This is a genomic window from Pseudomonas sp. G2-4 (assembly GCF_030064125.1).
GTDB lineage: Bacteria > Pseudomonadota > Gammaproteobacteria > Pseudomonadales > Pseudomonadaceae > Aquipseudomonas.
Window position 1 is genome coordinate 2,935,036 of the sequence record NZ_CP125957.1, and the last position, 20,468, is coordinate 2,955,503.

Sequence of the window (20,468 nt, forward strand, 5' to 3'; positions counted from 1 at the left end):
ATCCAATTGTGGGAGCGAGCTTGCTCGCGATGACGGCGGCCCGTTCAACATCGATCTCAACTGACCCACCGCTATCGCGAGCAAGCTCGCCCACAGGGATAAGGGGGCTGCCAAATGACCTTTCAAGCTCGATGGATAGTCACCCCCGATTCTTGATATCGATCAATTGCAACCCTGCCTTTTGTCCGTACTCTCCACTGCATATTGTGTTTATTTAACTTTAAAAGCCTATATGTAGTGTCTGGAGCCAAAATGCAGAGTACGTTGATCGCTGTGGGCTGTAACCGCTTGCATAAGCGCGATGGCAGTGTGGTTGCGTTTGATGCGGACAAGATCCGTCAGGCGCTGATTGCTGCTGGCAAGGCCACCGGTGAGTACGCCGAAGCCGAGGCCGAGGGGTTGTTGGAGGCGGTGCTGGTTCGGTTGGAAGGGCAGAATCGCTTGAGCGTCGAGCAGATCCAGGACCGCGTCGAGCGGGTGTTGATGGACGCCGGGTTCTTCCTTTCCATGCGCGCCTATATCGTCTACCGCGAACAACACGGACGCCTGCGCCGGGACCGTCGCACCCTGGTGGAGGTCGCCACCTCGATGAACGAATACCTGGACCGCGAAGACTGGCGCGTGCAGGCCAACGCCAACCAAGGTTATTCCCTCGGCGGGCTGATCCTCAATGTGTCGGGCAAGGTCACCGCCAACTATTGGCTCGACGAGGTCTACAGCCAGGCCATCGGCCAGGCACACCGCGAGGCTGATTTGCACGTCCACGACCTGGACATGCTCGCCGGCTACTGTGCCGGTTGGTCCTTGCGCACGCTGTTGCATGAAGGCCTCAATGGCGTGCCAGGGCGGGTCGAGGCCGGGCCGCCCAAGCATTTGAGTAGCGCTTTGGGGCAGATGGTCAACTTTCTCGGCACCCTGCAGAACGAATGGGCCGGGGCCCAGGCGTTCAGCTCGTTCGACACGTACCTGGCGCCCTATGTGCGCAAGGACAGGCTCAGCTATGGCGAGGTTCGCCAGTCGCTGCAAGAGTTCATCTACAACCTCAACGTCCCGTCGCGCTGGGGCACGCAAACGCCCTTCACCAACCTCACGTTCGATTGGGTCTGCCCGGAGGATTTGCGTGAACAGATCCCGGTGATCGGCGGCGAAGAGATGCCGTTCGCCTACGGTGACCTGCAAGAAGAAATGGAGCTGATCAACCGCGCCTACATCGAGGTGATGCAGGCCGGTGATGCGAAAGGGCGGGTGTTCACCTTCCCGATCCCGACCTACAACATCACCCATGATTTCCCGTGGGACAGCGAGAACGCCGACCGGTTGTTCGAAATGACCGCCCGTTACGGCCTGCCGTATTTCCAAAACTTCCTCAACTCGGACATGCAACCCAATCAGGTGCGCTCGATGTGCTGTCGCCTGCAACTGGACGTACGCGAACTGCTCAAGCGCGGTGGTGGCCTGTTCGGTTCGGCGGAGCAGACCGGCTCATTGGGGGTGGTGACGATCAACTGCGCGCGCCTGGGTTACCTGTACAAGGGCGACACCAGTGCGTTGCTGCAACGCCTCGATGCCCTGATGGAATTGGCGATGGAGAGCCTGGAGGTCAAGCGCAAGGTCATCCAGCATCACATGGATGCCGGTTTGTATCCCTACACCAAGCGCTACCTGGGCACGCTGCGCAATCACTTCTCCACCATCGGTTTGAATGGCCTGCACGAAATGCTGCGCAATTTCACCGATGATCAGCAAGGCACCCACACCGAGCAGGGCCGTGCGTTCGCCCTGAAGCTGCTGGATCACGTGCGGGCCACGCTGCTGCGTTTCCAGGAAGAAACCGGCCACCTCTACAACCTGGAGGCCACGCCTGCCGAAGGCACGACTTACCGTTTCGCCAAGGAAGACCTCAAGCGCTATCCCGATATCTTGCAGGCCGGCAGCCCTGTCGCGCCGTACTACACCAACTCGTCGCAACTGCCGGTGGGGTTCACCGACGATCCGTTCGAAGCCCTGGAATTGCAGGACGAACTGCAGTGCAAATACACCGGCGGCACCGTGTTGCACCTGTACATGGCCGAGCAGATTTCCTCGACCCAGGCTTGCAAGCAATTGGTGCGCAAAGCCCTGGGCCGTTTCCGCCTGCCATACCTGACCATCACGCCGACCTTTTCCATCTGCCCGGTACACGGTTATCTGGCTGGCGAACACGAATTTTGCCCGAAATGCGACGAGGCCTTGCTGCTGCAACAGCAGTTGGCAGGCAGCGTTCACTGATCCGATCCATCGACCGCAAGGAGCTTCACCCATGAATGCGTCACAAAGCCTTCCACAAGCGCAGCGTCAACGTTGCGAAGTCTGGACCCGCGTGATGGGTTATCACCGCCCGGTGGCAGCCTTCAACCCGGGCAAACAGTCCGAGCATCGCGAACGGGTGCACTTCACCGAAAGCGCGGCCGGGCGTCCATGAGTCGAGTGCTACGGGTCGGGGGCATGGTGCCCCTGACCACCCTCGATTATCCGGGCCAACTGGCGTGCGTATTGTTCTGCCAGGGCTGCGCCTGGCGTTGTCGTTATTGCCACAACCCGCAACTGATCCCGCCGCGCGGCAGCGCGGAGGTGGATTGGTGTCGGGTCTTGGCGTTCCTGCAACGCCGTCAGGACCTGCTCGACGCCGTGGTGTTCAGCGGCGGCGAACCGACCCTGCAGGACGGCCTGGCGCCAGCGATGGAGGAGGTGCGGCAAATGGGTTTTCGCATAGGCCTGCACAGCGCCGGGATCAAGCCGGCGGCCTTCGCCAAAGTGGTCGGCCTGGCCGACTGGGTCGGCTTCGACATCAAGGCCTTGCCCGAAGATGCCCTGGACGTGACCCGAGTCCACGGCAGCGGCGCTGCCAACTGGCGCAGCCTCGACCATCTGCTGGCCAGCGGCGTGGACTATGAATGCCGCACGACCGTGCACTGGCATCTGTTCAACCCCGAACGGCTGTTGACCCTGGCCGAACGCTTGAGCGAACGGGGCGTCACGCGGTTTGCCGTGCAACTGGTGCGCACCGAGCGGATGCTCGACCCGCATCTTTCCAGCATCTCGGCGCATGGGTTGCAGCCGGAGTTGTGGGCCGCGATGCGTGAGTTGTTTCCTTCGTTTGTGTTGCGTAGTTGAGGGAGCGTTGGGATGAACGACTGCCCGCCAAACCCCTGTGGGAGCGAGCTTGCTCGCGATAGCGGTGGGTCAGCTGCAGTGATGTTGGCTGTGCCGACGTCATCGCGAGCAAGCTCGCTCCCACAAGGGTTTTGTGTTGAACCCATGTGAGCACCCGCTCCCACAGGTTTTGCGTGTCACCACCCCCAAAACTGCAACCACCAACCATAACCCACCAAGCCGCTGGCCAATATCAGGCACGCCATGCCGGCCAGTCGCTGCACAGGCGATGCCGCCATCTGCTCTAGGCGCTTCCAACCCAGCCACAGGCTCCAGGCCATCGCCGCCACCAACAGCCCGGCTCGTGCCGGCTGCACCCACTCCAGCAGCAACCCTTCATAGCGCAGCAACTTGACGGTGGTGGCCGACAGGCCGAGGAACAGGCCTGCACCGCCCACGGGCGTCAGGGTGATGGCCAGGGGCAAATATTCTGCGGGATTACCCGCGAGTCGTGCCGCCAGGCGCATCAGCAGCATCAGTGAAGTGCCCAGCAGCAGGGCACTCACGCCCAAATAGGCGACGATGCAGAAGCCGTCGAGCCAGCTGAAGCTGTCATTGAGTTGCGGATAGTGCGTCAGCAGCCACCAAGGCGCGGTGTCTTGCAACGGCCAGAACAGGTCGTGTGCCACCAGCCATTGGGCCAGCGCCTGCTTGAGGGTGATGAACCAGGGGCTGACGGTCCATTGAAAGGCCCCCATGGCCAGGCCGATGACGCCGAACAACAGCAAGCGTGCATCCCAGGGCGAGAGCGTGGAGGGTGTTGATTGCAGGATTTCCTGGTTGCTGGAGCGGGCGATCAGGCGCACCGCATCGCGCTGGCCGCTGCAGCGACCACAGGCGTGGCAATCGCTGGCGCCACGCATGCGGCGGATGTCCAGCAAGGGCGCGCAGTTGGGCGCGGGGCGGCGCGGCGCTGGGTTTTCCAGCCAGCGTTGTTCGTCTACTTGAAAGTGCACCGGCGCCAGGCGGGCGAGCAGGGCGAAGACGCCACTGACCGGACACAGGTAACGGCACCAGACCCGCTTGCCACGGGCGAACAACAGGCCAACGATCACCGCCGCGACGGTTGAGCCGCCCAGGATCAGCAGAGCCGCCTGGGCATAGTCGTAGACGCTGATGAGTTGGCCATAAATTGTCGTCAGGCAGAACGCCAGGGTCGGCCAGCCGGCCCAGCGCACGCTTCTCGGCACACCCAGGCCTTTGCCGTAGCGACTGGCCCATTCGCTCAAGGCGCCTTCGGGGCACAGCACGCCACACCAGAGCCGACCAAACAACACGATCGAGAGCAACACGAACGGCCACCACAGGCCCCAGAACAGAAATTGCGCCAGCAGCGTGAGGTTGTCGAACAGATGCGCCTGACTGCTGGGCAATGGCAACAAGGCGGGTATCACCAGCAGCACCGCATAGAACAGCACCACCGCCCATTGCACGGCACGAATGGTCGCGCCGTGGCGCCTCATACCGTCGCCCAGGCGCTGGAGCCAGGGGTTCAGGTGAGGCATGGCAGGTTTTCCGCCTTGCGTGGCCGCAACCATCCGGCGACGGCCAGCCAATAGCCGAGCCATACCAGCAACGTCAGCGCGCTGGGACTGGCGCGATACCCGGCGAAATCGGCGAGGAAACCACCCAAGCCATGACCGTCGTCCAGTATCGCGCTGCTGTTCCACAGTGCATCGCCGATGCCGCGGTACACCGGCTCGGGCCAATCCATCGCGAGCAATTGCCCGCCGACCCGCTCGATGCCGCTGACCAGCAACGCCGCGCCCAACAGCAGCAGGATCGCTTCACTGATGGCGAAGAAACGCGGCCAGGAGATGAACCGGCGACTGCCGTGGAGCAAGGAAACGGTCAACAGCGCCAGCACCAGGCCAGCAATTGCACCCACTGCGAACAGGCCCAGCGGCGGTCCTTGCAAGCGGGCGCCGGCGCCATACAGGAAGACCACGGTTTCACTGCCTTCGCGGCTGACCGCCAGCAAGGCCAGCACCAGCAAGCCCAGGCCACCCTGGCGGCCCAGGCGCTGGTCGGCCTGGCGCGACAGGTCTTGCTTCAGTGTCCCCGCGTTGCGGTGCATCCAGCCGACCATCTGCACGATCAACAGACTCGCGATCAATGCCAACGAAGCCTGGAACCATTCATTGGCGGCGCCGCTCATGGCTTCGCCGGCCAGCAGGATCAGCCCCGCCAGTACGCCCGACAACAGCAAGCCCAGCAGTGCGCCGCTCCAGATGTAGCGCAGCAGTTGGCTGGCCTGTGGCTGTCGACTGACCCAGGCCTGGAGAATCCCGATCACCAACAACGCCTCGACGCTTTCGCGCCAGACAATAAACATCGATTGAGTCATGCAAACGCCTCCTGCTGGACGATTACTGGGCGAGGATGCCGCCCTCGGGCAGTTGCGGATTGAATTCATCGAAAAACGGATAGCGCCCAGGCTGCAGTGGGTGAATCACGACGAAGGTGGTGACGCCAGGCGACAACACTTTTTCGACCCGCAGGGGCGTGCTCTCGAATTCCGCAGGGCCCTCACCGATATTTTTCAGCACGATCTTGAAACGCTGGCCGGCCGGGACCTCCAACAGCGGCGGGATGAAATGCCCATCGCGCATGCTCAGCTCGTAAGTCGGCAACTGGGCATGGGCGATGGACGGCAGGACCAAACCGGCCAGCATCCACCCGGCCAGGCGTCGATGGCGCGTGACAGGCCGCGCGCAGGTTGGACGACTCATCCTCAGTACCCGCCTTTTTTACCAATCCCGGCGTAGACGAATTCGTAATGCAGTTCGCAGCGTTCGAACCACGGCGCTACGCCGGTTTCCTTGTCGGTGTGACGACCGAGGGAACCGTGGCCGCCGGGTGGCAGGACGGTGAAGGTCAGTTGGTATTTGCCGGGGCCGAGCAGCTTCACGTTGTCGCCGTAGTGGGGGCCGTCATTGGCGACCATGGCATGGAAATCGCCCTTCAGTTCGGTGTCGTCACCCTGTTTCTTCAATTGGAAGGACACGTTGAGGTAGGGCACGAAGCTGCCTTCCTGGAAGCCTTGTTTGTTGTCCGCCGTGGCGCGGATGTCGGCCTCCAGGTGCACGTCAGAATCAGCCGTGGCCCGCATCATGCCGGCCGGGGCCATTTCGATCGGTTGCAGATACACCGCGCCGACCTCCAGCCCTGGGCACATTTGTGGTTCGCCGATAGGGTATTCCTTGGCCTGGGCCAGGGGTGTGAGAAACAGCAGGGCGAGAGACAGGGGGGCAAGCGTGCGCATGATGACTTCCTGGACGACTAAAAGATGGCCGAGTCTAGGAGGCATCGCTGCGAATAATAATGATTCTTGTCAATTTTCAGCGTGAATTTCCGAACAGCGAACGCCCGATCATCCGGGTCCGGCTGTTCTTGATCGTGATCAAGGGGGATGTCGCGGCGACACGGTAGGGTACGGGCACACCCATCTGTTATGCGGGGTCGTCATGGCAAAGCCTTTTCCCATCAGTCCCAAACATCCTGAGCGCATTTGCTGGGGTTGTGATCGTTACTGTCCGACCAATGCCCTGGCCTGCGGGAATGGTGCCGACCGAACGATGCACCCGGCCGAGATGATTGGAGATGACTGGTACTTGCATGGTGATTGGGGGCTGGAGCTGGTGGACATTACCGCCAAGGTCATCGATCCAAGTGCAACTTACCTGAAGGAATGAGGCAACCCTGTGGTGAGGGGACCCCTGTGGCGAGGGAGCTTGCTCCCGCTCGGGTGCGCAGCGCCCGCAAAATCTTGGGGTCGCTGCGCAACCCAGCGGGAGCAAGCTCCCTCGCCACAGGAATCAAGCTAGCCTCAGGGACTTGCAGCCTCAAGTGACAAGCAAGCCTCAGGGACTTGCAGCCTCAAGTGACAAGCAAGCCTCAAGTGAACGACATGGCTCGGACAATCACAACTTCGGCAACTGCCCAATCCGCCCCATCATCTCGGTCACGATCTGCAGGTCCAGCAGGAACTGCTCGACTGTCTTGAACTCGTTGTCGTTATGACCGGTGTACTTGACGTCGGGCATGGCCAGGCCGAACTGCACGCCGTTGGGCAAGTCATGGACCGAGGTGGCGCCGGCGGAGGTGCCGTACTTGTGTTCCATCCCCAGGTTCTCGGTGGACACGGCCAACAGCGCCTTGACCCATTCACCTTCAGGGTTGCGATACATCGGCTCGTCGATGGAATAGTCGAAGGCCACGGCGACCTGGGACTTCTTGCTCCACGCGGCCAGCTTATCGGCAATCTCAGTCTTGAGCGCTTCGGTGGATTTGCCGACCGGCACTCGCAGATTGACCGCGAGTTTGAAGGTCTTCTCATCCATCCCGACGTAGGTCAGGGACGCGGTCAGCGGGCCCATGAAGGCATCGGAAAAACCAATCCCCAATTGCTTGCCCAGGTAGTCCAGACCCCAGTTCTCGGCGGCGTAACGGGCGGCGTCGGTGATGTGGTTGTGCTTGAGTGCGACCTTGCCGTCGAGGCCGTTGATGAAGTCCAGCATCCTCGCCACTGGGTTGACGCCTGACTCGGGCTCGGAGGAGTGGGCAGAAACGCCCGTGAAGGTCAGTTGCACATCCTTGCCGACGACCTTGGAGGCCACTTCGAAATTGCCGCCATTGCGCTTGGCGTAGTCCGTAGCGGCTTGCAGCAGGCTGGCGGCCAGTTCGGCGGGCTTGTCGCTGGTAAAAGTGGCAACCGACGTCGACGGAATCTGGTTGGTGGCCAGGCCGCCGGTCAGTGCGGTGATTTCGGCACCTTTGCCCTGGGCGTCACGTCGAGCAAAGTTCGCCATGACGGTGCCGTAGCCTTTCTCGGCGATCACCACGGGGTAGCCGCCATCCAGCGCCAGGTTGTAGTTGGGCGTCGGGTTGCGTTCGAAATAATAGGGGATCGCGTCGCCGGTGGTTTCCTCGGTGGTGTCCACCAGCAGCTTGAAATTCCTCGCCAGTGGCAGCTTCTCTTCCTTGATGATTTTCATGGCATAGAGCGCCACCACGATGCCGTTCTTATCGTCCTCGGTGCCCCGGCCATACATGCGATCGCCCACCAGGGTGACCTTGAACGGATCGAGCCGGGTGCCGTCCTTGAGCACCCAGTTTTCCGGCGTCACCGGCACCACGTCGGCGTGGGCGTGAATGCCGACGACTTCGTCGCTGCTGCCTTCGAGGGAAATCTCATAGACACGGTTGTCGATGTTGCGGAAGTTCAGGTTGAAAGCCTGCGACAAGCTTTTGATCTTGTCGGCGATCTTGAGGAATTCCGGGTTTTCGTGCTGGGCAACGCCATCCTTGCGAAAGGTCGGGATCGCCACAAGCTCCTTCAGCGTCTCGGTGGCCGCTTTGCCGTACTTCACCCGTGCATAGAGGCCCAGCAGGCGATGGATTTCGTTCTGCTGTTCAGCCGACAGGGTCTTGTTGTCGAGGAAGGCGTCGATGGCCGGGCCGAGATTGGCGGTTTTCGCCAGGTCACTCTTGGCAACACTTCCCAGGAACTGCCGGAAGTCCGTGACCGAGGTGTCGGAGAAGGTTTTGACGATGGTCGCGCTTTGTTGCGCGGTGATATTGGCGTTGGCCGACATCGCGAATGACGACAGGCTGGACAGTACGAGGGTGGCAACGGCAAGACGCTTGAACGGGAAGTTCATGGTGGCAGGCATTCCTTTGCAGGGAAGAAGTGTCGTTTGATGAAACAATCACTTACAACCTAACACCATGGACACGCGGCGGGGGAGCCCTTGAACAGAATTTGTCGCCCGGAAAAGCGAAAACGGCGCAGAAATGAAAAATCCATTCCAGCCACCTGATATTCATTGTGGGAGCGGAACAGAAGCTTTGTGAACACCCACAACCCAATGTGGCAGCGAGCTTGCTCGCGATAGCGGTGGGTCAGCTTACATCCATGCTGGTCCTGTTGACGCCATCGCGAGCAAGCTCGCTCCCACAGGGGATCTGTGGTGGACACACATTTCATGAACACCCACTCCCACAGGGGAAGCGGGTGGGTTTATTTAATGTGGTGCGCGCGTGATTGTCTTGAGCAGGTCTTCAGGGCTGATGTACCCGACAACCAGCTCGGCTTTGCTGCCCGGCAGCGGCAGGTCAAGGATGTGGCCCTTGATCTTGCCCACCACATGCATCTCGCAGGGTTTGCAGTCGAACTTCAACGTCAGCACTTCATCACCGTGGATCAACTGCATCGGGGCGACTTTGGTGCGCACGCCAGTAACCCCTTTGGCCTGTTTGGGGCAGAGGTTGAACGAGAAGCGCAGGCAGTGCTTGGTGATCATCACCGGCACTTCGCCGGTTTCCTCGTGGGCTTCGAACGCCGCGTCGATCAGCTTGACCCCATGGCGGTGATAGAAGTCCCGGGCTTTCTGGTTGTACACGTTGGCGAGGAACGACAAGTGCGATTCCGGGTACACCGGCGGCGGGTTGGTCTCGGCCTTGCGGCCACCGCGGGGGTGAGCGGCGATACGGGCGGCGGTCAGGGCTTCGATGACCTCACGGCGCAACGCCTTGAGCTGCGAATTGGGAATGAAGTACGCCTGGGGTGCGTCGAGTTGGGTCGATGTGGCGTGGTACTCGGTAGTGCCCAGTTGCCCGAGCAGGTCTTGTAACTGCTCCAAGGCTTGTTCCGGCTTGTTGGCCAGCCCGAACGGCCCGTCCAGGGCGACGCTGGCGCTGATGCCTTCCTCGCTGGTGGCGGTCAGTTCCAGGCGCTCTTCGCGCAGGCGTGCGTTCCAGGCCAGGCCGATGCGGCGCTCCGAGGAGGTCTTGAGCAGCGCTTGCTGCCAGTTGTGGTCCAGGTTGCGGTTCAGTGGATGATTGGGGCGCAACTGGTACATGCCGGCCGGCATCTCGTTGGGCTCGACGCGGTAGCGGTAACGCTTCTGGCCGTCCTCTTCGAATTCGCCCTTGGGCTCGGCGATATTGGCCCGAAAGCCCACCACTTCGCGCTTGACCAGCACGTTGAGCCCGTCACCGTTGGACAGCGGGTCAAAGGTCACCACTTGCATGTCGCGCTTGCCGACTTTTTCCACCACGCCCACCGGCACGCCAGTGAAGGTCGGTGAATCGAAGGCGCCGATGTCGATCTTGCGCTCGCTGACGAAGTAATCGGTGCTGCCGCGGTGGAAGGTCTTGTCCGGGTCGGGCACGAAGAAATGCGCGGTGCGGCCGCTGGACGCGCGAGCCAGGTCCGGGCGGCCTTCGAGGACATCGTCCAGGCGCTGGCGGTAATAGGCGGTGATGTTCTTCACATAGCCCATGTCCTTGTAGCGCCCTTCGATCTTGAACGAGCGCACACCGGCCTCCACCAGGTCGCGGATGTTGGCGCTCTGGTTGTTGTCCTTCATCGACAGCAGGTGTTTTTCATAGGCAACCACCCGGCCCTGGTCGTCCTTGAGGGTGTAGGGCAGGCGACAGGCCTGGGAGCAATCGCCACGGTTGGCGCTGCGGCCATTCTGGGCGTGGGAGATGTTGCACTGGCCGGAAAACGCCACGCACAGCGCACCGTGGATAAAGAACTCGATGGCCGCCTCGGTCTCGTCGGCGATGGCGCGGATTTCCTGCAGGTTCAATTCGCGGGCCAGCACCAGTTGCGAGAAACCGGCCTGGTCGAGGAACTTCGCCCGTGCCAGGGTGCGAATGTCGGTCTGGGTACTGGCGTGCAGCTCGATGGGCGGGATGTCCAGCTCCATCACCCCCAGGTCCTGGACGATCAACGCATCGACCCCGGCATCGTACAGTTGGTGGATCAGCTGGCGTGCCGGTTCCAGTTCGTTGTCGTGCAGGATGGTGTTGATCGTGGTGAACACCCGGGCGTGGTAACGATGGGCGAACTCCACCAGCCGGGCGATATCGCCCACTTCGTTGCAGGCATTGTGGCGCGCGCCGAAACTCGGGCCACCAATGTATACGGCGTCGGCGCCATGCAGGATGGCCTCGCGGGCGATGGTCACGTCGCGGGCGGGGCTGAGCAATTCCAGATGATGTTTGGGCAAGGACATTTATTTTTAGTCAGGCTGGGTCACGGTCGAAGTGCGCATTGTAGCCGCCAGGCGCGTAGCCGGCACCTGTGGACTTGGGTTTACGCGATGTGGACCGATGCGCGGCGCCCTCGCGGGGTTCACCCCGGCGTCGAGTCGGCGCTGCACCAGCGGTTTCGTCCGGTGTTCTTGGCCAGGTACAAGAAGGCATCGGCGGCCCTGATTAGCATGGCCGGGGTAACGTCCTCGCCGCTCGGCTGGCAAGTGGTGACGCCCGCGCTGATGGTCACGATGCCCAAGGGATGGTCGCCATGTTCAATGTTCAAGGCCCTGACCGCTTCGAGAATATGCTGCGCGACCTTGGTGGCGCCGGCGCTGTCGGTGTTAGGCAGCAGCACAGTGAACTCTTCACCGCCGTAGCGGACCGCCAGGTCGCCCGGCCTTTTGATAGTCTGCCCGAGCGCGGCTGCAATCGCCCGCAGGCAATCGTCCCCGGCGGCATGCCCGTATCTGTCGTTGAAACGCTTGAAGTAATCGACGTCGAGCATGATCAGGGTCAGGGACGAACCCTGGCGCCTGGCCAGGCGGATCTCATCGGCCAGGGCGATGTCCAGCCGCCTGCGGTTGCCCAGCCCGGTCAGGCTGTCGGTCAGCGCCATGTCGCGCATGGCCTGGTGGGCGCTGCGAATCTGCTTCTCCATGGCCATGCGGTAGCGCAGCTGGCTCAACACGATGAGCCCGAAGCCCACCAGTATCGCGATCAGGAAAATCAGTACCAAACCGGTCTTGAGCAGGTCGCGGCGCCAGGGCGCGATGATCGACTCGCGGGACAAGCCGGCTTCCACCACCAGCGGGTAAGTGGTCAGGGCCCGGTAGCCATACAGGCGCTCGGTGTCGTCGACGACGGCTTTGGCTTCGGCAACCCCCTCGTTAGAGGTGGGTAAATGTTCCCTGAAAATCACGCTGTTAACGAGGCTCTTGCCAATCACCGAAGCGACGAGGGGACGTCGGACCAGGATCGTTCCGCTGCGCTTGGCCAGGACCAGCGCGCCTTTGTCATCGATTTTGAAGTCGCCGTAGTAGTCGACGAAATAGCTGACCTTCACCGTCCCCAGCAATACACCGGCAAACGAGCCATCGGGGTTGTTCAGGCGGCGGGAAATGGGAATGATCAGGTCGTTGGTGGAACGGCTCTTGACGACGTCACCGATGCGCACGCCTTGATCCTCGTGGGTGCGGTGGTATTGGAAGTAGTCGCGGTCGGCGTTGTTCGCCATTTCCGGGATCACTTCCTTGTCTGTCGCCAGCCATTGGCCGTCCGGGCCATAGATAAACAACCCGTGCAGTTGCGGCATGATGGCGGCCTGCTGCACCAATAGCTTATGGATGCGTGGGATATCCATGTTCTGCAGGCCATCGCCCTCCACCCGTTCGGCGAGGGCGGCGGTGACGACATCCACTTGTCGAATGGTATCTTCAGCGTGCTGGGCCGTCGCCCGCGCCAGGTTCGTCACTGAATCCCGGGCAGATGCAAAAGCGGCGCGGTAGTCGCGCCACGTCCGCCAGCCTTCAACGGCCAGGAACGCGACAACCACCACCAGCATGAAGCTCACGGTGAGTCGCAATGCCGCTCCGGCCCGGGCGGTCTGGGGAGAAAAGGCCTCATCAGAGCTTTCAATCTCTGGCTCTGGCCGTTTGCGTCCGAGCATCAACATTTCCTTCTACGACGGTTCTGCGCATGATTGATGCGAAGCCCATCTTATTCGATTTCAGCACGTTAGCTAAGCTTGTCTGAGTCAATGCGAGGACTTCCTTGCGTGTGAATCGCTCGGATTTATCCGCCCGCTTTCCCAGTCGAACACACAGGTAGTGGATTTCAGAGCCGCCTAAAGCAGTTTCTCGTTCGGCCTGCAAAAGCTGTACAAATAAAGACTAATGTACAATTATTGAGGCGTCCTTGAGAAACCGGTGACGTGCTCATGATCAGGTCGTTCGCGTTCAGGAAAAGCCTGATGGGATGCATCGTTGGCATGCTTGCGCTGTATTGCGCTCAGGCTTTGTCCGATTGGCGAGCCTCACTGCCTGGCGCACGCCTGGTTGGGCAGGCCGACTTCACCTGGTACGGGTTCGAGGTGTATCAGGCGCGACTATGGAGCGCAGCATTGCGGCCGGGCCTCGAGACGACGTTCGCCCTGGAGCTCGATTACCGGCGCTCCATCAACAAGCAAACCCTGGTCGAAACCAGTCTTGACGAAATGCAACGCATCATCGGAGCACCTCTGGAGGCCGGGCGCCTGGATGCATGGCGCGGCCACATGAACCGGGCGTTCGTTGACGTGAAGCCGGGAAGTCGCATTACCGGCGTGTTTCTGCCGGGGTGGGGGTGTCGCTTCTATGTGAATGAGCAACTTTCCCACGTTGTTGCGGACCCGGCATTCGCCCAGGCATTTTTTGCCATTTGGCTTGATCCTGATACCAGAGATAAAAAATCAAGAAATCAATTACTTGGGGTTAATACTTCACGTAATACTGGAGACAAGCCATGACACGTTTTCTGATGGCTCTGCAGTTGATGCCGGGCTTGACCAGCGGCGGCAATGTCAATGTGGATCGCTGCCGCTCGAGCATGGGCAAGCTCGGCGTTGAGCTGGGGCAGGCGACTCTGTTTTTCCGCCGTCAGACCGGGGCTGGGCAATGAATCTGCAAGTGCTGACCGACCTGGCCGCCGAAGGTCGTATCCACGAGTTGGAGTTGTTGTCGCTGCAAGGCGGGTTCTACGTGTTGCGCGCCCGTCTGGACAGTGGGCCGCGTACGTTGCTCGATGAGTCGGGCAAGACGATGCAGGTACGCTCCACCACTCATCTGCGAGAGTTGCTGCGAGCCGTGCCGCGCTTGCCGTGCACGCTGGTGCAGCAGGTGGTCCACGATGAAATGTGCGGTCAGCCTGAAGGTGTGATCGAGCCGCTGCGCATACCGCTTTTCCTCGATGAGCCCTGGTAAGCAGGTTGCCTGCACGGCGGATCAGTGCGAATCGGCCAAGCGCAATGCCAGCGGCAGCCATAGCGCCCACAGCGGCGCCAGGACCAGTGCGGTGCCCAGCACGCCAAGGGGCAGCGTAACCCCGGCCAACGGCGCTCCCACGCAGTAGGCCAGCGGGCCGCCGACCAGGCCCACACACGCACCTCGCCAGAGCGGCGTGGCTGCCCAGGCCAGGCTATGGCGCAATCCCGTGGCAAAAACCAGCCAGAGCAAGGCCAGCCAGAGCGGCAACGGGGTTTGGCTGAATTCGAACAATCCCTGCACACCCAGTCCCCAGTCCAGCAGCATGCCGCAGAGGCCGACGCGCATCACCGCGTGCATCTCGGCCCGGGGCTCGGGGCACAGCCGCAGGTGCGCAAGCAGTCCGACGACCACCGCCAGCAGCCACCGCGGATCCTTCGCACCCAGTACACAACCCCACCAACCCAATTGCAGCCAGAGGACGTTGATCAGCAGGCCGGTGCGGCTCATTCCGGCGCCTGTTGTCCCAACCAGGGCGATTGGCGAGCGCCGGGGGCGGCAAACAGCAACTGAGCGACGCCAATGGCACGCTCCTGGAATCCCCCCTCGCAGTAACACAGGTAGAACTCCCAGAGGCGCTGGAAGGTTTCGTCATAGCCCAGCTCCAGCAACACTTGGCGTGACTGCCTGAAGTTCTCGTGCCAGTGCCGCAGCGTACGGGCGTAGTGCGCGCCGAAGTCCTCCAGGTGCAGCAGATTGAGCGGCGTCTGGGTGCTGGCGATGGTCAACAGCCTGGACAGTGATGGCAGCGCGCCGCCTGGAAAAACATGACGCTGGATGAAGTCCACCGAGCGCCGGGCCTGGTCGTAGCGCTGGTCGCGGATGGTGATCGATTGCAGCAGCATCAGGCCGTCATCCTTGAGCAGCGCGGCGCAGCGACGGAAGTATTGCGGCAGGTAGCGATGGCCGACGGCTTCGATCATCTCGATGGACACCAGCTTGTCATAGCGGCCTTGCAGGTCGCGGTAGTCCTGGCGCAGCACGCTGATGCGCTGTTGCAGGCCCAGGGCCTCGACACGCCGACAGGTGTGAGCGTATTGCTCGTCGGACAAGGTGGTGGTCGTGACCTTGCACCCATAGTGGCCGGCCGCATGGATCGCCAGGCTGCCCCAACCGGTGCCGATCTCCAGCAGGTGATCGCCGGGGCGCAGGTCAAGCTTGCGGCAGATGCGTTCGAGCTTGTTGAGTTGGGCTTCTTCCAGGCTTTGCTCAGGATTTTCGAACATCGCGGCTGAATACATCATGGTGGGGTCGAGCAAGCGCTCGAACAGCGCGTTGCCCAGGTCGTAGTGGGCCATGATGTTGCGCCGCGAGCCACGCCGATTGTTGCGGTTAAGCCAGTGCAGCCCCCGCAGCAGCGGGCGGCTGAAGCGGGCCAGGCCGCTGTCCATGGCGTCGAGCACCTCCAGGTTGGCAACGAACAGGCGCGTGACGGCCGTCAGGTCGTGGCTGCGCCAATGGCCCTGGATATAAGCCTCGCCAGCGCCGATGGAACCGTTACCCGCGACCATGCCCCAGACGGCGTCGTCGAGGATCTCGACGTCTGCCACCAGCGGGCTGCCCGGGTCACCGAAGCTCGACATTGTTCCATCCACCGTCAGGCGCAGGTGGCCCTGGCGCAGACGACGCAACTGGCCGAGCACGGCCTGCTTGAAAAGGCCGCCGCTGAACGGGCGGAAGCTGGCGGCCTTGGTTACGCTCAGGATCGGGTCAGACATGGTCAGAGTCCTTGTGGGCAGTTTCGCCGACGCTCAGGCTGCCTTGGCTGGCCTGGTGGTCGTGCAGGGGAGTGCGTTTCAAGATCAGGCGCAGGGCCTGCCAGTAAATGGCGCTGACGGTGCGCAGGCTCATCCAGGGGAAGGCCAGGATGTGGCGGCGCAACGACCCGGCATCGAGGGCCTGGCGCTCAAGGACAAGCCCGGCCTCGAACACCTTCCGGCCGTCGAGCCAGTTCTCCATGTGCACGCGAATGCTGGAATCCAGGATCAGGAAACGCATGCGGTAGTCCATGTCCCTGGGCAGGAACGGTGACACATGGAAAGCCTTGGCCACCCGAAACGCCTGGGGCTCCCCGGGGCAAACCGGCAGCACATAGTGGTATCGCTCGCGCCATGGGGTGTTACGCACTTCGCAGAGGATTGCCGCCAGGCGCCCGTCGGCTTCATGGCAAAAATAGAAACTCACTGGGTTGAACGACAGGCCCCAACTGCGCGGCTGGGTCAGCAGGTGGATCGCGCCTTGGGGGGCTGCGCCCAAGGCTTGAGCGAGGATTTCGCGCACCGCGTCGGCCAAGGGAACACCGAGTTGGGTGCGAGCTGGCAGGTAATCGCGCTCGCGCCAGCACAGCGGTGCCAGGGGCCACGGCCGCAGCAGGCGGGAAAGTCCCAGTACCTGTTCCTGTTCGGCCAGGTCCAGGTACAGCATGCCGATCGGATAACGGAACGCGTGGATCCGCGGCGTATGGCGTCGGTGATCGACCCAGCCGCGACACAGGCTGCTGTTCAAAGGAGTTCACCGAAGTGCTGTGCTACGTTGAGGGCACTGACCACGCCGTCTTCATGAAAGCCATTGGCCCAGTAGGCGCCGCAGAAATAACTGTGCCGGTGCCCTTGCAGCTCATGTTGGCGTGCCTGGGCCGCCACCCCGGCGAGGCTGTATTGCGGGTGTGCGTAATCGAAGCGCGCAAGCACCTTGGACGGGTCGACCGCATCGCTCTGGTTGAGGCTGACGCAAAAGGTCACCGGGGCGTCCAGGCCCTGGAGGATGTTCATGTTGTAGGTCAGGGCGGCCGGCGCATGAGCCGGACCGCCAAGGCGATAATTCCAGCTCGCCCAGGCCTGGCGCCGCCGGGGCAGCAGTCGGGTATCGGTGTGCAGCAGTACCTCGTTGCTGGCGTAGGCCAGGGCACCGAGCACTTCACGTTCCTCCTGGCTCGGTGTCTCGAGCAGGGCGAGCGCCTGGTTGCTGTGGCAGGCGAACACCACCTTGTCGAAACGCTCGACACCCGCGGCACTGACCACGCTCACTCCGGTGTCGTCACGACTCACGCGCTTTACCGCGCAGTTGAGCCGGATGTGCTGGCGAAAGCGCGCGCACAACGGCTCGATGTAGCCACGCGAGCCGCCCTCGATCACGCGCCATTGCGGACGCCGGTTGACCGACAAAAGACCATGGTTGTGGCAGAAACGCACGAAGAACTGCAGCGGGAATTCCAGCATCCTGGCCGGTGACATCGACCAGATCGCCGAGCCCATCGGCACGATGTAGTGATCGATAAAACGCTGGCCGTAGCCCTGGGCATGCAGGTAGTCGCCGAGTCGGGTGGTGCCGTCGATACGCTGGGCCTGCAGATCGGTCGTCGCCTGCCGGTTGAACCGCAGGATGTCCCGCAGCATGCCCCAGAAGCCCGGCGACAACAGGTTGCGCCGGCGGGCGAACAGGCTGCGCAAGGTGTGGCCCTTGTATTCCTGCCCGGTGGCCGGGTCATGCACCGAGAAGCTCATTTCAGTGGGGCGCGAAGCGACACCCAACTGGTCCAAGAGGCGAATGAAATTCGGGTAGGTCCAATCGTTGTACACGATGAAACCGGTATCTACTCCATAGCGTTGGCCCTGCCAGTCGACGTCCACGGTGTGGGTGTGGCCGCCGATCCGGTCGTCGGCCTCGAACAGGGTGATCTGATGTCTACGGGCCAACAGGTAAGCACATGTCAAGCCGGAGATGCCGCTGCCGATGATTGCGATGCGCACGTTTCATGACTCCTTGGAGGGACGAGCCAGGCGCCGGCCCAAGGCCAGTCGCCAGCTTGCGGGCAAGTGTCCGAGCAGGCGCAGGGCGAGGGTGAAGGTCCAGGGGAAAGCGATGTCCAGCGGCCGCGCCGGCAAGTAACGCGCGATATGCCGGGCGGCCTGTTCCGCCGACCAGCGCATGGGCATGGGGAAGTCGTTGCGTCGAGTCAGTGGCGTGTCGACGAAACCGGGGCTTACCAAGGTGACGTCAATGCCCTCGGCAGCGAGGTCGATGCGCAGCGACTCCACCAGATAGCGCAGCGCGGCTTTCGAGGCTCCGTAGGCGCCTGCACGAGGCAGGGCCAGCCAGGTAACCGCGCTGCTCACCACCACCAGGTGCGGGCGCTGGCCCCGGCGCAGTAAAGGCAGGGCCGCCTCCAGGCAGTGGCTGGTGCCCAGCAGGTTGGTGGTGATGACACGTTCAACGAGGTGGGTATCGAAGTACCCGGGTTCCAGGTATTCGCAGGTCCCGGCGTTGAGTATCGCCAGGTCCAGCGCCAACCATTCGCGGTCAATCTGCTGGCAGATGCTGGCGACTTGGCGCGGGTCTGTCAGGTCGCCCGGCAGTACCAGCGCCTGGCCCGGATAGCGTGCCGCCAATGCCTGCAAGGGTTCTGTCTGGCGCGCGCTCAATGCCAAGTGATGGCCTTGTTCCAGCAACTGCGCCGCCAAGGCCGCACCGATGCCACTGCTGGCACCGGTCAGCCAGATGCGACTCATGCCAGCCTCCGCTTGAGCCAGCGGATCATGGACCCGAGTAGCGGCAGGTGCTCGTAGAGCAGCGCGCCCGCATCGAAGAAGTCTTGATGGTGGTAGACCCGATCCGTCCAGCGCAGATAGCTGCAACCTTGCAACGCGATGGGGGTTCCGCCCGCCAGGCGCGGGTGGCTCAAGTGCAGCGTCCAGCGCAGATAAACCCTCTCCGGGGCCGATTTCATCAAAGGCGTGGAAGTCGTAGCGAACGTCCCTGACATTGGCATACAGCTGTGCGAAGTAGTCCTGCAACGCCGGAAGGCCGTCAATCTGGTGCAAGGGGTCCTGGAAGTGTATGTCTGCGCTGTAGAGCGCATCGAGCCCGGCCAGGTGACTGGCGTCCAGCTGGGCGAAGGCGTGGGCGAAACGCTGCAGGTAGGCGGACATACGAGGCTCCAAATTATTGTACAGATCAGTATTTCTGTACAAGTTTGAAGCCTACTGCAGGAGTTGTACGAATTAAAGTTTTTTGTATAAGTATTTTGCGTTTGTACAACAAAATTTAACGCGGCGGCGTTGGACCAAAAGGTCCATTGGAGCCGCCTGTTCCAGTCATGACTGAGCTTGCCCCCCGGCCAATGTTGGGTAGTCGGTATAACCACGTTCTTCACCCTGGTAGAACGTCGATGCGTCAGGGGTATTCAGCGCTTGGCCCTGTTGGAAGCGTTCCACCAGGTCCGGGTTGGCCAGGAATGGCGTTCCGAACGCGACCAGGTCTGCGTCGCCGCGGCTGATGGCTGTGGCCGCGCGTTCGGCGCTGTAGCCACCGTTGGCAATGTAGGGCCCACCAAAACGGCGTTTGAGTTCCAGGAAATCGAAAGCACCTTCACCCAGCTCCACGATGTGCAGGTAGGCCAGGCCATAACGGCTGAGCATCCTGGCGGCGTAATCGAAGGTCGCCTGTGGGTTGCTGTCGCTCATCGAGAAATAACTGAAGATCGGCGACAGGCGAACACCCACGCGGCTGGCACCAAAGACTTCAATCACCGACTCGACCACCTCCTTGAGAAAGCGCGCGCGGTTTTCGATCGAGCCACCGTAGGCATCGGTACGTTGGTTGGTGCCGTCGCGCAGGAACTGATCGATCAGGTAACCGTTGGCGCCATGAATCTCCACGCCGTCGAACCCGGCCAACTTCGCGTTGATGGCGGCCTGGCGAAAATCAGCCACCACGCCGGGGATTTCATCGAGGTCCAATGCCCTTGGCAGCTCATAGGGCTTGAGGCCTTCAGGGGTGTAGATCTCGCCGTCGGCCTTGATCGCCGAAGGTGCCACCGGTTGGGCGCCGTTGGCCTGCACCAGCGGGTGGGAGAGTCGGCCCACGTGCCACAGCTGCAGGAACATCTGTCCGCCTTCAGCGTGAACCGCGTCGGTCACGTGTTTCCATCCGGCGATTTGCTCCGGGGTAAAAATCCCCGGCGTTCTCAGGTAACCCTTGCCCTGGGCTGAAACCTGGGAGCCTTCGCTGACGATCAGACCGGCACTGGCCCGCTGACTGTAGTACTCGGCCATGAGGGGCGTGGCCGCGTCACCGACGCCGGCGCGGCTGCGGGTCATGGGGGCCATGATCATGCGGTTTTTCAGGGACAGCTTGCCGACTTGGGCGTGGGACAGCAGAAGATCGAGACCGATGTTGCTCATGATTCACCTCAGAAGAGATCAGACAGGG

Annotated in this window: 20 protein-coding genes and 1 pseudogene; 7 read left to right on the forward strand and 14 right to left on the reverse strand. The window is 61.9% G+C overall.

The window, feature by feature from the left end; translation table 11 throughout:
* Positions 1–252 precede the first annotated feature (252 nt).
* Genes QNH97_RS12570 through QNH97_RS12580 form a run of 3 tightly spaced genes read left to right on the forward strand, consistent with a single transcriptional unit; the run spans position 253 to position 3,153 of the window.
* Positions 253–2,268 carry a ribonucleoside triphosphate reductase gene (locus QNH97_RS12570; RefSeq protein WP_283557115.1) on the forward strand — a complete coding sequence of 672 codons (2,016 nt, stop codon included), beginning with the start codon at positions 253–255 and terminating at the stop codon, positions 2,266–2,268.
* A 31-nt stretch (positions 2,269–2,299) separates the two neighbouring features.
* On the forward strand, positions 2,300–2,461 hold the full coding sequence (gene nrdD / locus QNH97_RS12575; RefSeq protein ID WP_003182303.1) for an anaerobic ribonucleoside-triphosphate reductase: 162 nt from the start codon (positions 2,300–2,302) through the stop codon (positions 2,459–2,461).
* Positions 2,458–3,153: an anaerobic ribonucleoside-triphosphate reductase activating protein gene (locus QNH97_RS12580; RefSeq protein ID WP_283557116.1), complete on the forward strand. Its 696-nt coding sequence runs from the start codon at positions 2,458–2,460 to the stop codon at positions 3,151–3,153. The genes nrdD and QNH97_RS12580 overlap by 4 nt, the downstream gene beginning before the upstream one ends.
* A gap of 176 nt (positions 3,154–3,329) precedes the next feature.
* Here QNH97_RS12580 and QNH97_RS12585 read toward each other — a convergent pair whose 3' ends face one another.
* Genes QNH97_RS12585 through QNH97_RS12600 form a run of 4 tightly spaced genes read right to left on the reverse strand, consistent with a single transcriptional unit; the run spans position 3,330 to position 6,457 of the window.
* Positions 3,330–4,697: a 4Fe-4S binding protein gene (locus QNH97_RS12585; protein ID WP_283557117.1), complete on the reverse strand. Its 1,368-nt coding sequence runs from the start codon at positions 4,695–4,697 to the stop codon at positions 3,330–3,332.
* A complete protein-coding gene (locus QNH97_RS12590) occupies positions 4,685–5,539 on the reverse strand; it encodes an FTR1 family iron permease (protein ID WP_283557118.1) in 855 nt (284 codons plus the stop codon). Before QNH97_RS12590 ends, QNH97_RS12585 begins: the two co-directional genes overlap by 13 nt.
* Positions 5,540–5,561: 22 nt before the next feature.
* A complete protein-coding gene (locus QNH97_RS12595; protein ID WP_283557119.1) occupies positions 5,562–5,924 on the reverse strand; it encodes a cupredoxin domain-containing protein in 363 nt (120 codons plus the stop codon).
* A 2-nt stretch (positions 5,925–5,926) separates the two neighbouring features.
* Positions 5,927–6,457, reverse strand: coding sequence for an iron transporter (locus tag QNH97_RS12600; RefSeq protein WP_283557120.1), 531 nt, complete (start codon positions 6,455–6,457; stop codon positions 5,927–5,929).
* Positions 6,458–6,659: 202 nt separating this feature from the next.
* Here QNH97_RS12600 and QNH97_RS12605 point away from each other — a divergent pair, with 202 nt between their 5' ends.
* The gene (locus tag QNH97_RS12605; RefSeq protein WP_283557121.1) at positions 6,660–6,887 is read left to right on the forward strand and encodes a DUF3079 domain-containing protein; all 228 of its coding nucleotides are present in this window, start codon (positions 6,660–6,662) and stop codon (positions 6,885–6,887) included.
* 228 nt (positions 6,888–7,115) lie between these two features.
* Here QNH97_RS12605 and QNH97_RS12610 read toward each other — a convergent pair whose 3' ends face one another.
* From QNH97_RS12610 to QNH97_RS12620, 3 genes are all read right to left on the reverse strand, one after another.
* Positions 7,116–8,855, reverse strand: coding sequence for a dipeptidase (locus QNH97_RS12610; RefSeq protein ID WP_283557122.1), 1,740 nt, complete (start codon positions 8,853–8,855; stop codon positions 7,116–7,118).
* Between the two features lie 363 nt (positions 8,856–9,218).
* The gene (locus tag QNH97_RS12615) at positions 9,219–11,219 is read right to left on the reverse strand and encodes a peptidase U32 family protein (RefSeq protein WP_283557123.1); all 2,001 of its coding nucleotides are present in this window, start codon (positions 11,217–11,219) and stop codon (positions 9,219–9,221) included.
* 119 nt (positions 11,220–11,338) lie between these two features.
* Positions 11,339–12,907, reverse strand: a complete 1,569-nt coding sequence (locus tag QNH97_RS12620; RefSeq protein ID WP_283557124.1) for a sensor domain-containing diguanylate cyclase — start codon at positions 12,905–12,907, stop codon at positions 11,339–11,341.
* Positions 12,908–13,177: 270 nt separating this feature from the next.
* Between QNH97_RS12620 and QNH97_RS12625 the strand changes: the two genes are divergently transcribed.
* The 3 genes from QNH97_RS12625 to QNH97_RS12635 are packed head-to-tail and all read left to right on the forward strand — an operon-like array spanning position 13,178 to position 14,198.
* Complete coding sequence (locus QNH97_RS12625; protein WP_283557125.1) at positions 13,178–13,744, forward strand: chalcone isomerase family protein; 567 nt, start codon at positions 13,178–13,180, stop codon at positions 13,742–13,744.
* Positions 13,741–13,896, forward strand: a complete 156-nt coding sequence (locus QNH97_RS12630) for a hypothetical protein (protein ID WP_283557126.1) — start codon at positions 13,741–13,743, stop codon at positions 13,894–13,896. The genes QNH97_RS12625 and QNH97_RS12630 overlap by 4 nt, the downstream gene beginning before the upstream one ends.
* Positions 13,893–14,198, forward strand: coding sequence for a DUF6482 family protein (locus QNH97_RS12635; RefSeq protein ID WP_283557127.1), 306 nt, complete (start codon positions 13,893–13,895; stop codon positions 14,196–14,198). Before QNH97_RS12630 ends, QNH97_RS12635 begins: the two co-directional genes overlap by 4 nt.
* A gap of 21 nt (positions 14,199–14,219) precedes the next feature.
* Here QNH97_RS12635 and QNH97_RS12640 read toward each other — a convergent pair whose 3' ends face one another.
* From QNH97_RS12640 to QNH97_RS12670, 7 genes and pseudogenes are all read right to left on the reverse strand, one after another.
* Positions 14,220–14,708: a DUF2878 domain-containing protein gene (locus tag QNH97_RS12640; RefSeq protein ID WP_283557128.1), complete on the reverse strand. Its 489-nt coding sequence runs from the start codon at positions 14,706–14,708 to the stop codon at positions 14,220–14,222.
* Positions 14,705–15,976, reverse strand: a complete 1,272-nt coding sequence (locus tag QNH97_RS12645) for an SAM-dependent methyltransferase (RefSeq protein ID WP_283557129.1) — start codon at positions 15,974–15,976, stop codon at positions 14,705–14,707. Before QNH97_RS12645 ends, QNH97_RS12640 begins: the two co-directional genes overlap by 4 nt.
* Positions 15,969–16,763, reverse strand: coding sequence for a DUF1365 domain-containing protein (locus QNH97_RS12650; protein ID WP_283557130.1), 795 nt, complete (start codon positions 16,761–16,763; stop codon positions 15,969–15,971). The genes QNH97_RS12645 and QNH97_RS12650 overlap by 8 nt, the downstream gene beginning before the upstream one ends.
* Positions 16,760–18,007 carry an NAD(P)/FAD-dependent oxidoreductase gene (locus QNH97_RS12655; protein ID WP_283557131.1) on the reverse strand — a complete coding sequence of 416 codons (1,248 nt, stop codon included), beginning with the start codon at positions 18,005–18,007 and terminating at the stop codon, positions 16,760–16,762. The genes QNH97_RS12650 and QNH97_RS12655 overlap by 4 nt, the downstream gene beginning before the upstream one ends.
* Positions 18,008–18,010: 3 nt before the next feature.
* A complete protein-coding gene (locus QNH97_RS12660; RefSeq protein ID WP_283557132.1) occupies positions 18,011–18,766 on the reverse strand; it encodes an SDR family NAD(P)-dependent oxidoreductase in 756 nt (251 codons plus the stop codon).
* Positions 18,763–19,186, reverse strand: a pseudogene (locus tag QNH97_RS12665) (nuclear transport factor 2 family protein). Before QNH97_RS12665 ends, QNH97_RS12660 begins: the two are co-directional and overlap by 4 nt.
* A gap of 165 nt (positions 19,187–19,351) precedes the next feature.
* Entirely contained in the window at positions 19,352–20,440 is a 1,089-nt protein-coding gene (locus QNH97_RS12670) for an alkene reductase (protein ID WP_283557133.1), read from the reverse strand.
* Between the last annotated feature and the right edge of the window lie 28 nt (positions 20,441–20,468).